The organism is Streptomyces sp. NRRL F-5126 (assembly GCF_000721265.1).
Lineage (GTDB): Bacteria > Actinomycetota > Actinomycetes > Streptomycetales > Streptomycetaceae > Streptomyces.
In genome coordinates this window covers 103,900-119,023 of the sequence record NZ_JOFZ01000008.1, presented here as the reverse complement: position 1 = coordinate 119,023, position 15,124 = coordinate 103,900, and the positions used below count along the sequence as shown (strand labels likewise).

General features: G+C 71.1%; 15 protein-coding genes and 1 riboswitch. Of the genes, 8 read left to right on the top strand and 7 right to left on the bottom strand.

Annotated features, from left to right (window positions below):
• Positions 1–18 precede the first annotated feature (18 nt).
• Complete coding sequence (locus IH48_RS0118525; protein WP_030905341.1) at positions 19–1,437, top strand: serine hydrolase domain-containing protein; 1,419 nt, start codon at positions 19–21, stop codon at positions 1,435–1,437.
• A 48-nt stretch (positions 1,438–1,485) separates the two neighbouring features.
• Here IH48_RS0118525 and IH48_RS0118520 read toward each other — a convergent pair whose 3' ends face one another.
• Together IH48_RS0118520 and IH48_RS0118515 are read right to left on the bottom strand one after the other, a co-directional pair.
• The gene (locus tag IH48_RS0118520) at positions 1,486–1,953 is read right to left on the bottom strand and encodes a GNAT family N-acetyltransferase (protein ID WP_030905338.1); all 468 of its coding nucleotides are present in this window, start codon (positions 1,951–1,953) and stop codon (positions 1,486–1,488) included.
• 45 nt (positions 1,954–1,998) lie between these two features.
• The gene (locus IH48_RS0118515; protein ID WP_030905335.1) at positions 1,999–2,889 is read right to left on the bottom strand and encodes a GNAT family N-acetyltransferase; all 891 of its coding nucleotides are present in this window, start codon (positions 2,887–2,889) and stop codon (positions 1,999–2,001) included.
• 130 nt (positions 2,890–3,019) lie between these two features.
• Between IH48_RS0118515 and IH48_RS0118510 the strand changes: the two genes are divergently transcribed.
• Complete coding sequence (locus tag IH48_RS0118510) at positions 3,020–3,655, top strand: HAD family hydrolase (protein WP_030905332.1); 636 nt, start codon at positions 3,020–3,022, stop codon at positions 3,653–3,655.
• Between the two features lie 31 nt (positions 3,656–3,686).
• Here IH48_RS0118510 and IH48_RS0118505 read toward each other — a convergent pair whose 3' ends face one another.
• Together IH48_RS0118505 and IH48_RS0118500 are read right to left on the bottom strand one after the other, a co-directional pair.
• Positions 3,687–4,172, bottom strand: coding sequence for an NUDIX domain-containing protein (locus IH48_RS0118505; protein ID WP_030905329.1), 486 nt, complete (start codon positions 4,170–4,172; stop codon positions 3,687–3,689).
• 214 nt (positions 4,173–4,386) lie between these two features.
• On the bottom strand, positions 4,387–5,556 hold the full coding sequence (locus IH48_RS0118500; RefSeq protein ID WP_030905326.1) for a cystathionine gamma-lyase: 1,170 nt from the start codon (positions 5,554–5,556) through the stop codon (positions 4,387–4,389).
• Positions 5,557–5,617: 61 nt separating this feature from the next.
• On the opposite strand from IH48_RS0118500, the gene IH48_RS0118495 reads away from it, so the two are divergent.
• The 5 genes from IH48_RS0118495 (at position 5,618) to thiC (ending at position 9,877) form a co-directional block, all read left to right on the top strand.
• Positions 5,618–5,935: a cupin domain-containing protein gene (locus tag IH48_RS0118495; protein ID WP_030905323.1), complete on the top strand. Its 318-nt coding sequence runs from the start codon at positions 5,618–5,620 to the stop codon at positions 5,933–5,935.
• Positions 5,936–6,151: 216 nt separating this feature from the next.
• Positions 6,152–6,370 carry a DUF5326 family protein gene (locus tag IH48_RS0118490; RefSeq protein WP_030905320.1) on the top strand — a complete coding sequence of 73 codons (219 nt, stop codon included), beginning with the start codon at positions 6,152–6,154 and terminating at the stop codon, positions 6,368–6,370.
• Between the two features lie 236 nt (positions 6,371–6,606).
• A complete protein-coding gene (locus IH48_RS0118485; RefSeq protein WP_051840207.1) occupies positions 6,607–7,359 on the top strand; it encodes a helix-turn-helix domain-containing protein in 753 nt (250 codons plus the stop codon).
• Positions 7,360–7,457: 98 nt separating this feature from the next.
• A complete protein-coding gene (locus IH48_RS0118480) occupies positions 7,458–7,892 on the top strand; it encodes an SsgA family sporulation/cell division regulator (protein ID WP_030905314.1) in 435 nt (144 codons plus the stop codon).
• A gap of 75 nt (positions 7,893–7,967) precedes the next feature.
• Positions 7,968–8,117, top strand: a riboswitch (TPP riboswitch).
• Positions 8,111–9,877 carry a phosphomethylpyrimidine synthase ThiC gene (gene thiC, locus IH48_RS0118475; RefSeq protein WP_030905311.1) on the top strand — a complete coding sequence of 589 codons (1,767 nt, stop codon included), beginning with the start codon at positions 8,111–8,113 and terminating at the stop codon, positions 9,875–9,877. Its footprint overlaps the riboswitch before it by 7 nt.
• A 34-nt stretch (positions 9,878–9,911) precedes the next feature.
• On the opposite strand, the gene IH48_RS0118470 is transcribed toward thiC, so the two are convergent.
• The 3 genes from IH48_RS0118470 to IH48_RS0118460 all read right to left on the bottom strand — a co-directional run bounded on the left by IH48_RS0118470 (position 9,912) and on the right by IH48_RS0118460 (position 13,445).
• On the bottom strand, positions 9,912–10,817 hold the full coding sequence (locus IH48_RS0118470; RefSeq protein WP_030905308.1) for a DUF6247 family protein: 906 nt from the start codon (positions 10,815–10,817) through the stop codon (positions 9,912–9,914).
• 162 nt (positions 10,818–10,979) lie between these two features.
• Positions 10,980–12,077, bottom strand: a complete 1,098-nt coding sequence (locus tag IH48_RS0118465; protein ID WP_030905304.1) for a metallophosphoesterase — start codon at positions 12,075–12,077, stop codon at positions 10,980–10,982.
• 246 nt (positions 12,078–12,323) lie between these two features.
• A complete protein-coding gene (locus tag IH48_RS0118460; RefSeq protein WP_037842505.1) occupies positions 12,324–13,445 on the bottom strand; it encodes a LacI family DNA-binding transcriptional regulator in 1,122 nt (373 codons plus the stop codon).
• Positions 13,446–13,872: 427 nt separating this feature from the next.
• Here IH48_RS0118460 and hisC point away from each other — a divergent pair, with 427 nt between their 5' ends.
• Positions 13,873–14,952, top strand: a complete 1,080-nt coding sequence (gene hisC / locus IH48_RS0118455) for a histidinol-phosphate transaminase (RefSeq protein WP_030905297.1) — start codon at positions 13,873–13,875, stop codon at positions 14,950–14,952.
• The last annotated feature ends 172 nt before the right edge of the window (positions 14,953–15,124 follow it).

Here is a 15,124-nt window from a genome sequence, read left to right as displayed (position 1 = left end):
GTCGGGTAGTTGTGGGGTATGACGTCATCATCCACTGACCCCGCCCGACCGGATCCCCTGCTGCCCACCACGCAGCGCGCACTGCTGCACCGCGTCGCCGTGGGGCAGTCCGAGGGGCGCTCGCCCTCCCTCGTCGCCGCGGTGGCGCGAGACGGCCTCCTGTCCTGGTCCGGGGCGCGCAGCTGTGTGGACGGGCACGTACCCGACGTGGACACGCAGTACAGGATCGGGTCCATCACCAAGACGTTCACCGCCGTCCTGGTGATGCGGCTGCGCGACGAGGGCCTGCTCGACCTGGGCGACCCGCTGGAGAAGCACCTTCCCGGCACCGGAGCAGGAGAATTGACGATCCACCAGTTGCTGTCCCACAGCGGCGGGTTGCGGGCTGAACCGCCGGGGGACTGGTGGGAGCGGACGCCCGGCTCGCTGCGGCCCGCGCTGTCGGACACACTCGGCGACGGGGCCGTCCTGCACCCGGCCGGGCGGCGGCACCACTACTCCAACCCGGGGTACGCGCTGCTCGGCGCGGTGGTGGAACGGCTGCGCCAGGACACCTGGGCCGAGGTGCTGCGCCGCGAGATCCTGCTGCCGTTGTCGCTCGGCCGTACGACGGTGCAGCCGGCGGCGCCCCACGCGGGCGGCTGGGCCGTCCATCCGTGGGCCGACGCGATGCTTCCTGAGCCACTCCAGGACCTTGGCGTGATGGCGCCGGCGGGGCAGTTGTGGTCGACCGCCGGGGACCTCTGCCGGTTCGGCGCGTTCCTCGTCCGAGGCGATGCGCGCGTGCTGAGCGCCGAATCCGTGCGCGAGATGCGGGCACCCTCGGCGCCGCCGGAGCCGGACGACTGGGCGAGTGGTTACGGACTCGGTGTCCAGCTCGCGCAGCGCGGCGGGCGGACGCTCGCAGGGCACACGGGGTCGCTGCCCGGCTTCCTGGCCTGCCTCTGGACGCATGGCGACGAGGGGCTCGTGTCGGTCGCGTTGGCCAACGCGACCTCGGGCCCGGCGATCGGCGCGATCGCCGCGGACCTCCTGGCCACGGTCGCGGACGCCGAGCCCCGCATCCCCGACGCCTGGCGCCCCATGGAGAACTTCGACAACGGGCTGCTGGAGATCGCGGGCCAGTGGTACTGGGGCACCAACGCCTATGGGCTGAAACTCGTCGCCGACGGTGGCTTGGAGCTCTACCCCCTGTCCGGCTCCGGCCGGGGATCACGGTTCGTCGCCACCGCGAACACCGACGGGGCCGGTGAGGTCTCCGTCGGGCGGACCTGGCGAGGGCTCGACGGGTACTACGCGGGGGAGGCATTGCGCATCGTCCGAAGCGCGGACGGCTCGGTCAGCCATCTCGACCTCGGCACGTTCGTCCTCACGCGGCAGCCCTACGACCCTGCCGAGGCCGTTCCCGGCGGCGTGGACGGCGACGGCTGGCGCTGACCGGATGCGGCACGGTGGTCCGTTTCACGTGAAACATCCACCGTGCCGTCACAGGGCCAACTTGAAGCCGAGGTGCGAGGCCGTGAACCCCAGCCGCTCGTAGAAGCGGTGTGCGTCGGTGCGGGTGGCGTCCGAGGTGAGCTGGACCACCTGGCAACCCTGCCGCCGTGCCTCATCGATGGCCCAGGTGATGAAGCGCGTGCCCAGGCCGCTGCCGCGTTCGTCGGCGTGCACGCGGACCCCCTCGATGATGGCGCGTGTGGCGCCTCGCCGGGACAGGCCGTGCACGATCGAGAGCTGCAGGGTGCCGACGATCCGGCCGCCGCGCACCGCGACCATCAGGTGCTGGTTCGGGTCGGCGCCCAGGCGCTGGAACGCCTTCTCGTAGGGGGCCAGGTCGTCCGGGGACTCGCGCTGCGCGCCGAGGGCGTCGTCGGCCAGCATCGCCACGACCGCGGGAATGTCGTCCTGGGTGGCGCGGCGTATCACCAGGTCTTCGTCAGCTTCGTCCGTCATGATCGTGAGCCTAGGCGAGGCGCGAGCGTGGGTCGCTCCGGTTTCTCAGAGCGTAGCCATGGTCAGCGGCGCGAAGCGGCGGCTCCGGTCGCACGGCAGGCCGTCGGTCCCGTGGACCATCACGGCGCCGGTGACGACCACGTCCAGGCCGTGCTCCTTGAGCCAGGCCAGCAGCCCTTCGTGGCAGGCGTCGATGTCGGTGCGCAGGGGGCGATCGGTGGACGAGGCGAGCGAGGCGATCAGGGCCTTGGCCGTCGGCGTGTCCCGGGCGATCAGGGGACCGATCACATCGGCGTCCGTGCTGGCCCAGGTGGCCGCGTAGCCGATGACGTCCGAGCCGTCCACGGCGACCCGCAGCTGTTCCGCGAAGGCCGGAAAGCGGGTGACCATCAAAGTGCGGTCGACGCCGAAGACCTCGGTGTCGAGGCGCACGATCGCCGGCAGGTCGTCGGCGGTGGCGGTGCGGACTGTGATTCCTTCGGGTGAGAGGCCGTCCTGCGGTGGCGGGGGCAGGAGCCGTCCGCGCACTTTGACGTTCTGGCCGGTCACCACGAACCCGAGCCGCTCGTAGAGGGGCTGTCCGAAACGGGTGGCGTACAGCGCAAGCGGGGCGTTGCCGGCTTCCTGCATCACGTGCCGCATCAATCGCTGCCCCAGGCCCTGGCGCTCATGGCGCGCGGCCACGAGCATCATGCCGATCACCGACAGCTCGCCGGCACGGCCCGTGCCCGGGGTCCCGTACCGCGTGACCACGCAGACACCCGCAAGGCCCGTTCCGCTCGGATCGTCGATCCCGTATCCGGTTCCGGCGGTGAGCAGGAGCCGCCACTTGCGCTCGTCGGGCGGCCAGCCCCGGTCGGTCGCGAGTTCTGCGCAGGACGCCAGGTCACCCAAGGCCAGCGGCCGGATCGGAACCTCTGCGAGCGGTGTCGACATGGGCCCAGGCTGACGGAGGCGTTGATCGTTCGTCCAGCGCTTTAGGCAAAATGGCCAAGAATTCCGGCGCGTGTTTCACGTGAAACACGCGCCGGACACCGGCCCGCCCATCCGTACTAATGTCCCCTCCATGGCGACCGCACCCAAGCTGCACCTTTTCGATGTCGACGGCACGCTGATCAGGGGATCGGCCGCAGCCGTGGAAATATCCCGACAGCTGGGGGTGACCGCCCAGATCGAGGAGCTGGAGCATGAATTCATCACGGCCGGTCTGCCGGCGGCCGACTTCGCCGTCCGGGCCAGGGAGATCTGGGCGGACCTCACGCTGGCCCATGTGACTGCGGCCTTCGAGCAGGCGCCGTGGCTGGATGGCATACGGGACGTCTGGGCCGACATTCGCGCCCGGGGAGACTACTGCGCGGTGATCTCGCTCGGGCCGAGCTTCTTCGTGGAGCGGCTGCTCGACTGGGGGGTCCACGCCGCCCATGCGTCCGTCTGGCCCGCCGTGCCCTTTACCGAGCCGGTGGAGCCCTCGGGCATCCTCAGCCCCGCCGCCAAGGTACACACGGCCTCGCGGCTCTGCGGCGAACTGGGGCTGCGCCTGGAGGACTGTGTGGCCTACGGGGACTCGATGTCGGACGCGGAGCTGTTCCGCGTCGTGCCGAGCGCGGTCGCGGTCAACGCGGATCACCACGTCGCGGACATCGCCACGCACTCCTACAGCGGCGGGGATCTGCGCGACGCCTACGCGCTCGTGCGAGGGTGACTCGTGCGCGAGACAACAGCTGTGTGAGGCCTCAGCCGAGGTCGGGTGCGTGCATGGCGCGTACTCCCTCGATGTTGCCGTCCAGGTAGTGGCGCAGCGACAGCGGGACGAGATGGACCGCGGCGATCCCGACACGGCTGAACGGCACCCGGACGATCTCGTACTCGCCCTGCGGCTCGTCCACCTCGGGGCCGTGCCGCAGCGACGGGTCCATGGACTCCAGGCGGCAGACGAAGAAGTGCTGGACCTTGACGCCCGCTACGTCCCCGGCGCCCTCGGCGACATGCTCGACCGTGTCCACGAAGCAGGGGACCGCGTCGGTGATCTTCGCGCCCAGTTCCTCGTCGACCTCGCGGTGCAGCGCGTCGATCACAGTGGGGTCGGTGTCCTCTACGCCTCCGCCGGGTGTGACCCAGTAGGGAGCCACGCCCGGCCGGGTGCGCTTGATCAGGACCAGGTCGTCCCCGTCGAGCAGGATGGCGCGTGCGGTGCGCTTGACCACGGGCCGTTGGGTCATGGGAGAAGGCTGGCCCGTGGGGCGGCCGCCGAAACTCCTGTGACCCCTGCTGTCACCGGGCCTCGGTCGAGACCGCGGCGGAAAAGACCAAGTGCGGAAACTGTGATTGAACACTGACGCTCAGTCAACTAGCCTTGTGGGCGTAGCCCTTCACGAGGGCACACGGACGGCCCGAGCCACGAGGGGGGAGGCTCGGGCCGTCCGTTCGTCCTCCTCAGGCCGTGGCGCCGGTTCCCGCCGGGCCGAGCCCGTCCAGAGCGTGCAGGACGTCGGCGACGAGGTCCTCCGGGTCCTCCGCGCCCACCGAGAACCTGATGAACCCCTCGGGCACCGCGTCGCCGCCCCAGCGGCCGCGCCGCTCCGCGGTCGAGCGCACGCCGCCGAAGCTGGTCGCGTCGTCCACCAGCCGCAACCCGCCGAGGAAGCGCTCCGCATCGTCGCGTCCCGGCAGCTGGAAGGAGACCACCGAGCCGTAGCGCCGCATCTGCAGCGACGCGACGCGGTGCGACGGATCGCCGGGGAGGCCCGGGTAGCGCAGCCCGGAGACCTCCGGGCGCTCGCTCAGCGCGTGCGCGAGGGTCAGCGCGGTGGCGCACTGCCTGTCGTTGCGCAGCTGGAGCGTCGCCAGCGACCTGTGCGCGAGCCAGGCCTCCATGGGCCCGGGGATGGCGCCGACGATCTTGCGCCAGCGCCGTACGGAGGCGGCGAGCGCCGGGTCGGTCACGGTGACGTGGCCGAGCAGCAGATCCCCGTGGCCCGTCATGCCCTTGGTGTCACTGGCGACCGAGAAGTCCGCGCCCAGGGTGAGCGGCCGCTGCCCGAGCGGTGTGGCCAGGGTGTTGTCGACCGCGACGAGCGCGCCCGCCGCATGGGCCCGCGCCGCAAGCTCGCGGATGTCGCAGACGTCCAGGCCCGGGTTGGACGGCGTCTCGATCCACAGGAGCTTCGCGCCGTCGAGCACGCGCAGCTGCCCGTTGCCGCCGGTCGGCGCGGTCCGCACCTCGACGCCGTAGGCGGCGAGCTGGTCGTGCAGCAGCGGCAGCGCCTGGTAGCCGTCGTCGGGGAACACGGCGACGTCGCCCGCCCGCAGCTGGGAGAGGGCCACGGCGGAGATGGCGGCCATGCCCGATGCGAGGACGACGGTCTCCGTCCGCTGCCCCGGCGCCTCGAGCTCGCCGATGGCCCGCTCGAGCAGGGTCCAGGTCGGGTTCTCGTCGCGGCCGTACGTGTAGGGGCCTGTCGGCTCGCCGGGCAGGTGGAAGTGCGCGGCGAAGACCGGTCCTGGCAGCGTCGGCTCGTACTTGACAGGTTCCGGCAGCCCCGCGCGTACGGCGCGCGTCCCCTCCCCCGTCTCCCGTCCGGACGCACTGTCGTGCCCGGTCACGGCTTCGCCTCGCCATCGGCGCTCGTCTTGACTGCGGAAATCTTCATGGTCTGATCGTGGCATGAAGGCATTCCGACTGGACGACCTGGAGGCGGAGCGCGCCGCGAACGACGGCGCCTACCTCCAGTTCATGCGCGGGCGCAGCATGTCGCTCGGGCTCTACGCACTGGACGCGGGCGAGGCCGACCGGCAGCAGCCGCACAAAGAGGACGAGGTGTACCTCGTGATGAGCGGTCGTGCTTCGATCACCGTGGGCATGGAGACCACCCACGTGGCCAGGGGCAGCGTCGTCTTCGTGCCGGCCGGGACCACGCACAAGTTCCACCACATCACGGAGGACCTCCGGGTCATGGTCGTGTTCTCCCCGCCGGAGAGCTGAACACCCTCATGCCCGCCCGAGCCGGCCGAACCGCTGAGCCGAGCCGCTGAGCCGGACCCCGAGAAGGGACTCAGGGTCGGATCAGGGGAGAGCGGGGGACGGCGGGCCCCCGTTCCGCCCGCCGACCTTCTAGCATCGAAAGCGTCAACCGGATGTCCCGCGAACGGGGCGTGCCGGACATGAGCCGGAGAGGTCCGGAGGAGTGAGGTAGAGGCGATGGCAAGGCGGGAGATATTCGCTGGACTGCCCTGGTGGGTGAAGTGGGTCGCGGTGCCCCTGATCGTCCTCGTCGTGTTCGGCGGGCTGATCACGACCATCATCGGGTTCGTCATCGGGCTGCTCTTCAAGGCGCTCATCCTCGTCGCCCTGGTGGCCGGACTCATCTTCCTCGTACGCAAGTTCACCTCATCGTCGTCCTCGCACGACGGCTGGTAGAACCGGTTAGCCCGCGCGGGGGAAAGCCGTACGGGAAACCACCCTTGGCCCTGGTGTGCCCTTAGAGTGACTGGTCTCTGCCGCGCCCTGGCGGTCCCCCCGGGGCTCGGCGGGTGCGCGGGGGCGGCCCCCGCGGGCGGGCAGCTGCTCGTCCCCACCGCTGGGGGTGACCCTTGGCCACAGCAACACGTACAGCCCTCAATGGATCGGCTGCCACGCACGTCGGGGCGCCTACGCTGATCGGCTCGGTGCAGCGCGCGCTGCGACTGCTCGAATCCGTCGGCGCCCACCGGGACGGGGCCCCTGCCAAGCAACTCGCGCGCGAGGCAGGGCTGCCCCTCCCCACCACGTACCACCTGCTGCGCACCCTGGCGCACGAGGGCTACCTCCACCGGGAGAACGGCGTGTTCCGCCTCGGCGGGGCCGTCCCCCGGCTCGCCAGGGACGAGGCGCTGCAGAATCGTCGCAGCAAGATCGTCGAGACGCTCCGGTCACTGTGCGACCGCGTCGGTGCGCCCGTCTACTTCGCGGTCTACCGCGAGGGCGAGATCGAGCTCGTCTCGGTCGCCGACGCCCCCGAGACGCCCGCCGTCGACGAGTGGGCCGACTTCCGTGCCACAGGACACGCGCACGCGATCGGCCAGTGCCTGCTGAGCCAACTCGACGGCGCCACCCGCCGCGACCACCTGGACCGCTATCCCGTCTGGTCGCTCACCCCGCACTCCGTGCGCAGCCGTGGCGCCCTGCTCACCCGCCTCGCCGCTCTCGACCGCACGGCCCGCGACCCGCTGCGCCCGGTGATCGAACGTCAGGAGTACACGCTCGGCACCGTATGCGCCGCGCTGCCCATAGCGGTCGGCCCCGCCGCCGCGACCATGGCCATTTCTGTGCCACTCGACAGGGAAGACGAACTCCTGCCGACCGTCGAACGGTTACGCAGAGAGATCAGCAAGCTGCTGACCTCGGGAACCTTCTCTATCAGTATCTGAAAAATTACTCCTTGTGATCTGTTAGCGCTTCCAGGACGATTGAGTCAAGGGGGGCAAGGGGATCATTCCTAGCCGTATCTACTCCGGAGTGGTGCATGATGCGCGAATCGGTACAGGCCGAGGTCCAGATGAGCTTCCTCGTCTCCGAGGAGCTCGCGTTCCGGATCCCGGTGGAGCTTCACTACGAAACCGAAGATCCCTATGCGGTGCGCATGACCTTCCATCTGCCCGGTGACGCGCCCGTGACCTGGACGTTCGGGCGTGAGCTGCTGCTCGACGGGATCAACGTCCCGAGCGGGGACGGCGACGTGCACATCGCGCCGACCGCGCCCGAGGACCTCTCCGACGTCCACATCACGCTCCAGGTCGGCGACGACCACGCGCTGTTCCGGGTGAGCGCGGCGCCTCTCGTCGCCTTCCTCGACCGGACGGACAGACTGGTGCCGCTCGGCCAGGAGCAGGTGGCCGGCGACTTCGAGGGATCACTCGAGAAGGAACTCGGCCGCATCCTCGCCGAGGAGAACGCCGGCTGACCCGGCGCCGTCCGACCGGACTGCGGCACAGGCCCTCTGGCCATCCCCATGGCCCTGGCGCTAGCGTGGATACGCTTTTGCACACGCGGGAGCTCGGAGCACCGGGCTGAGAGGGCGCTGACGTGTGGTGACGGTGGTGGTGTCCACCACCCGCACCCGACGCTGCGCCGACCGCCGAACCTGTTACCGGGTAATGCCGGCGTAGGGAGTCTGGTCTGATGACCGTTCAGGACACACACACGTCCGCCATCGGCTGGCACAAGGGGTACATGGAGGGTTCGCGTCCGGACCTCCGGGTGCCCGTGCGGCGGGTGCACCTCACGGACGGCGGCGACGTGACGCTGTACGACACGTCGGGGCCGTACACCGACCCAGCCGTCGAGACGGACGTGCGCCGCGGCCTCGCGCCGCTCAGGGAGAACTGGATCGTCGCCCGCGGCGACACCGAGGAGTACACGGGGCGGCCCGCCCGCCCCGAGGACGACGGCCTCAAGCACACCTCGCCGCGCGGCGGGCTGCGCAACCTCGACGCGGTCTTCCCCGGCAGGCCGCGCCGGCCGCGCCGCGGCAGGGACGGCCTGCGGGTCACGCAGCTCGCGTACGCGCGGCGCGGCGAGATCACGCCCGAGATGGAGTACGTCGCCATCCGGGAGAACGTCGCGCCCGAGACCGTGCGGGAGGAGATCGCGGCGGGCCGTGCCGTGCTGCCCGCCAACGTCAACCACCCGGAGATCGAGCCGATGATCATCGGCAAGAAGTTCCTGGTCAAGGTCAACGCGAACATCGGCAACTCGGCCGTCACGTCCTCCATCGAGGAGGAGGTCGACAAGATGACGTGGGCGACCCGGTGGGGCGCCGACACCGTCATGGACCTCTCCACCGGCCGCAACATCCACACCACGCGCGAATGGGTGCTGCGCAACTCCCCGGTGCCGATCGGCACCGTGCCGCTCTACCAGGCGCTGGAGAAGGTCGACGGCAAGGCCGAGGAGCTGACCTGGGAGATCTACCGCGACACCGTCGTCGAACAGGCCGAGCAGGGCGTCGACTACATGACCGTCCACGCGGGCGTGCTGCTGCGCTACGTGCCGCTCACCGCCCGCCGCAAGACGGGCATTGTCTCGCGCGGCGGCTCGATCATGGCGGCATGGTGCCTGGCGCACCACAAGGAGTCGTTCCTCTACGAGCACTTCGAGGAGCTCTGCGCCATCCTCGCCTCGTACGACGTCACCTACTCCCTCGGGGACGGCCTGCGGCCCGGCTCCATCGCCGACGCCAACGACGAGGCGCAGTTCGCGGAGTTGCACACGCTCGGCGAGCTCAACACGATCGCCAAGCGGCACGGCGTCCAGACGATGATCGAGGGCCCCGGGCACGTGCCGATGCACAAGATCAAGGAGAACATCGACCTCCAGCAGGAGGTGTGCGAGGAGGCGCCGTTCTACACTCTCGGCCCCCTCACGACGGACGTCGCGCCCGCCTACGACCACATCACCTCGGGCATCGGCGCCGCGATGATCGCCTGGTGGGGCACCGCGATGCTCTGCTACGTGACCCCGAAGGAGCACCTGGGCCTGCCGGACCGCGACGACGTGAAGACCGGCGTCATCACGTACAAGATCGCCGCACACGCCGCGGACCTGGCGAAGGGCCACCCGGGGGCGCAGGAGTGGGACGACGCGCTGTCGGACGCCCGCTTCGAGTTCCGCTGGGAGGACCAGTTCAACCTGGCCATGGACCCCGACACGGCCCGCGCCTTCCACGACGAGACGCTGCCGGCGGAGCCCGCGAAGACGGCGCACTTCTGCTCGATGTGCGGACCGAAATTCTGTTCGATGAAGATCTCCCAGGACATCAGGCGCCGCCACGGTGGCGATCTCGATGCCGGGGAGATCGACGCCGCGGGGATCGAGGAGGGCATGGCCGAGAAGTCGCGCGAGTTCGCGGCGGCGGGCAACCGGGTCTACCTGCCACTCGCCGAGTGACGCAGGGGCAGGGCGGGGCGTCGCGGTACGGCTTCTAGTCCGGCTGGTGGTCGGGGCCGCCGTAGTCCGGGCTGCTGAAGTCCGGGCTCGAGTAGCGGGGGCCCCGCCGCCTCGTCGCGCCCTCGCCGGGGCTGGAGAAGTCCGGGCGGCTGTAGCCGATCTTCGGCAACTGACCGCCCTCGCCCTGCCACCGCGACACGGGCGCCGAAGCGTCCGCTTCCCTGAGGGCCCGCCGCAGGTACGGGACGATGCCGCGATCGAGAAGCGCGGCGCGCCACTCGTCCCGTGCCTGCGCGAGCCGGCGTGCCTCGTCCGCCGAGCGTATCTGCGTCGAGCCGTTGCGCAGCGCGGTGATCACCAGGCCGATGCCGCCCGCCAGGATGCCGAGCGCCATCACCGAGGCGAAGAACCAGCCGAAGGCGATCAGCGCGCCGGCGAGTGCGTGTGCGGGGCCGACCGCCTGCAGCAGGTAGCCCGCCAGCAGGAAGATCACCGCCGCGATCGCCGCGAGGACGGGGACGAGCACCGCGACGACGGCGAGCACCCCCGCGCCCGTCCTCGCCGGGTCTCCGAGCACGGAGCTGCCCGGGAGATGCCTGGACGGGGCAGAGGGGGCAGGGAGCGACTCGGCGTCCGAGCCCGCTTCCGCGGTGGCCGCCCCCGCCGCCCCCGCCGGGCCCGGCGGGGGCGCTTCCCGTGCGAGCGGGGAGCGGGGCGCGCGCAGTTCCTCGCGCACCTCCCGGTAGCGCTCGTACTCGGGGGCGGCCGCCTGCGCGATCAGCTGCTGCGCGTCCAGCGCCATGGCACGCAGCTGGCGGGTGGTCAGTACCTCGCCGAGCCCGGCGAGTTCGGCGCGTTCGTGCGCGGTGCGCAGCGCTTCGTCGAGTGTGCGCTCGAATTCAGCGCGGTCCTCGCCCAGCAGGTGCGGAGCGCTCTTCATGGTGCATCCCCCGATGCTCCGTAGGGCCGAACCGCCCGTCGTGGCACGTGCGGTGGGCAGAAACGGAGGAGAGTCTGCTACGGATACGCCGATGGTAGAGCGACTCCGGGCCGCCGTGACAGGGACTTTCGGAAAAGCACCCGCCCCTGCACGGAATCCGCCCTAGAGCGGGAGCCGGACCACCAGTAGCTTTCCGGCCATGGTCACGCCGCCGTCCATGGCGATGGCCAGCCCCTCCGCGTAGACGTGCGGTCCTTCCACCACGGGGCCGGAGCCGCCGTCGGCGTCGGCGGCGTCTTCCGTGCCGACCTCGCCGAGCAGGTACGGGATGGGGCTGTGGCCGTGCACGACGCGCCGGCCACCGTAGGCGTCGAGGAGTTCACGCGCGGCGCCCGGGCCGTCGTCGCGGAACGCGAAGCGCTTGGTCAGCTTGCGGAACAGGTCCCAGCACTCGTCGGCGTCGTTGCGTGTGAGTACCTGGTGGACGGTGTCGTTGACGTCGTCGATGGTCGTCCCGTAGTCCAGGTAGGCCGTGGTGTCGGAGTGCATCAGCAGGTGCCCGTCCGCCTCGGCCACGGCGTCGAGGCGGGACATCCACTGGAGGTGGACGTCCTGAAGGCGCTCCATGTCGCCCTGCTGGCCGCCGTTGAGCAGCCAGGCGGCGTGGAACGTCGCCGTGCCCGCGCCCGAGCTGACCGGCGTGGGGCCGAACCGCTTGGCACCGAGCAGCAGCAGCTCGTGGTTGCCCATGAGCGCCTTGCAGTAGCCGCCGGCGGCCGCGGCCTCGGCGGACAGCCGCATCACCAGGTCGATCACGCCGACGCCGTCGGGTCCCCGGTCGGTGAAGTCGCCGAGGAACCAGAGGCGCGCCGTCCCGGCGGACCAGCGGCCCTCCTCGTCCACGAGGCCCTGTTCCGCGAGGGCCGCGAGGAGTTCGTCCAGGTAGCCGTGCACGTCGCCGACCACGTAGAGCGGGCCGAGGGCCGGCTCGCCCGCGGCCGTGTCCTCGATGCGCGTCTCGACCGGGGTGGCCTGCTCGGTGAGGACCGGGAGGTCGCGCTCCGTCGGGGTGTAGCCGTCGGGCGCCTCGTCGCCGGGGACGGCATCGCCCGGATGGACGGGGGTGGCCGGCTGCGCCTGATCCTGCCGCTCCTGCGGCGTCTCGCCCGTCCCCACGGGAACCTGCGCGTAGGGCGGCACGCGGAAGTCGCGCAACGTCGCCGTACGCACCACGGGTCCCTCGTCGGCCCCCTGTGTCATCGACCCCTCCACCACCGTCGCGCCGCCGTACACCTCTCGGGTCTGACCGGTCGGGTGGGGGTCTGCCCACCTGAGGGAGGGAAAGGCCCGCGGTGTCGTCCGCCCATCATAGGAATGCGGCCGGTCATGTGTGACGCACCAGGGGTGGTGAATCCGTGCGCGATCGCCGGCGGCTCGCCGAATTCACGCTGAACGCCCCAAATGCAGAGGTCTGGACCTGGGCCGCGGCCCCGCGGGGCCGCTCCCTCAGGGCCGGTCGCTCGCGGGTGAGCGCGGCGGGCTGACCGTCGTGCGCGGCGGCCGGCGCTGGGACGAGGTGCGGACGATGAGCTCGGTCGGTATCACCCGCTCGACGGGGGCTTCCGCGGCGACTCCCTCGATGGCGTCGATCAGGAGCTGCACGACGGCCGTGCCGATGTGGCGCGGTTTCAGCGAGAGTGTGGTGATCGGCGGCTCCGTCGCGGCGTACACGGTCGACTCGCTGCAGCACACGAGCAGCAGGTCCTCGGGGACGCGCAGGCCGTAGCGGCGCGCGGCGGCGAGCAGGTCGGTGCCGTTGGGGTCGAACAGGCCGTAGACCGCGTCGGGCCGGTCGGGGCGTGCCAGCAGCCGGTCAGCGGCGACGGCGCCCGCGCAGGGGTCGTGGGCCGGGTACGACTCGTACACGGGGTCCTGGCCGACGCGTTCGCACCAGCGCAGGTATGCCGTCGTGGACAGGCGGGTGTACGTGTCCGTCGTGGTGCCGGTGAGCAGGCCGATCCTGCGGGCGCCGGCCTCTGCCATGTGGTCGAGCAGGTCGAGGACGGCGGCCTCGTGGTCGTTGTCGACCCAGGCGGTGACCGGCAGCGTGCCGGCGGGCCGGCCGTCCGAGACGACGGGCAGGCCCTGCCGCACGAGTTCGGTGACGACGGGGTCGTGGTCGGACGGGTCGACGACGACGGTCCCGTCGAGCGCGACGTTGGACCACACGTCGTGCTGCGAGGTGGCGGGCAGGATCACCAGGGCGTAGCCGCGGGCGAGCGCGGCGGAGGTCGCGGCCCGTGCCATCTCGGCGAAGTACGCGAACTCGGTGAAGGTGAAAGGTTCATCCCCGTAGGTGGTGACGGTCAGGCCGATCAGGCCCGACTTGCCCGTACGGAGGGTCCGCGCGGCCGCGGACGGGCGGTAGCCGAGCCGTTCCGCGACCTCGCGTACATGGCGGCGGGTGGCTTCGGGTAACCGTCCCTTGCCGTTGAGCGCGTCCGAGACGGTCGTGATGGAGACACCGGCCGCGGCGGCTACGTCCCGGATCCCGGCCCGACCGCCCTGCCGGCTCCCCCTGCGCGTTGTGTCCGTCCGGCTCACCTGGTGTTTCCCTGCTGCTGTCATGGCGAGCCGATAGTAGGGCGCGGCACGGTGGTGGGGCGGGTCCCAAATGCACTACTTGGCAGGCACGTTTCTGCATGATCATGTTGGCCTGAATGCCTAGGAATCAAAGGGTGTTGGCGGGATCCGAGGTGATCCTTTATGTGGCGGCCCGCATATGCCTGTGGCGGGGGCCATGTCTCGAAGAGGTCTCAACTCACCACTACGAGGGACGCGCGCCACGGCGCGAGCCACCGGCGCGTGCCAGGACGCGGTGCGCCCCCGTCCTCGGCCGTCCGATATGCGCATCCCGCGCTCCGGTGAGCGTGGCATCCATCACGTTCTTCGCGGCCGACCGACCGTTCGAAAGGGAGCGATCTGCTCGTAAGGTGAACCCACCGTCCTGCCGAACCGCCAGGACGGTGCCACGGACGGCGAGGAGGAGCGAGTCGTGAGCGAGACGGGCCCCAGGCTGCGCGCGCAGTTGGACGGCATCCCCACCTACAAGCCGGGCAGGCCCGCGCCGGCGGGCGGCGCCACCACGTACAAGCTGTCGTCCAACGAGAACCCGTACCCGCCGCTGCCGGGCGTGATGGAGCAGGCGACCGCCGCCGCGCAGCACTTCCAGCGCTACCCGGACCTGGCCTGCACGGCGCTGACGGCCGAGCTCGCCGAGCGCTTCGGCGTGCCCACGTCGCACGTGGCGACCGGCACAGGCTCTGTCGGGGTGGCGCAGCAGCTGCTCCAGGCCACGTCGGGTCCTGGGGACGAGGTCGTGTACGCCTGGCGCTCCTTCGAGGCGTACCCGATCATCGTGCAGATCTCCGGTGCGGCCTCCGTCCGGGTGCCGTTGACGCCGGGCGAGTTCCACGACCTGGACGCGATGGCCGACGCCGTCACCGAGCGGACGAGGCTGATCTTCGTCTGCAACCCCAACAACCCGACCGGCACCGTGGCCCGCAGGGCGGAGCTGGAGCGGTTCCTCGACAAGGTCCCGGGCGACGTGCTGGTCGTGCTGGACGAGGCGTACCGCGAGTTCAACCGCGACCCCGAGGTGCCCGACGGGATCGAGATCTACCGGGACCGGCCCAACGTGGCCGTGCTGCGCACCTTCTCCAAGGCCTACGGGCTCGCGGGGCTGCGGGTCGGCTTCGCGGTCGCGCACGAGCCGGTGGCCGAGGCGCTGCGCAAGACGGCCGTCCCGTTCGGCGTCAGCCAGATCGCGCAGGACGCCGCCGTGGCGTCGCTGCGCTCGGAGAAGGAGCTGCTTGTCCGGGTCGACGCGCTGGTCAAGGAGCGCGACCGGGTGCTGGGGCGGCTGCGTGAGCAGGGCTGGACGGTCCCGGAGACGCACGCCAACTTCGTATGGCTGCGGCTCGGCGACCGGACGGCGGAGTTCGCCGAGGCCTGCGAGCGCGCGGGCGTGGTGGTGCGGCCGTTCGCCGGTGAGGGCGTGCGCGTGACCATCGGTGAGAACGAGGCCAACGACCTGTTCCTGGCGGCCGCGGAGGCGTTCCGAGCGGGGATGTGAGGGAGTCGCGGGCGGGCACCGGTCGAAGGTGTGACGCGCCCGCGGATGTGAGATGCGACGCGCCCGGCCGGCGGGGACCCGGCCGGGCGGAGCGGTTTCCGCCGCCCCGGTGACGTGTGCCGGGGCGGCTTCTCGTTGCCCCCGTCGCGCCGATTCATCCCTGTATGGGCGC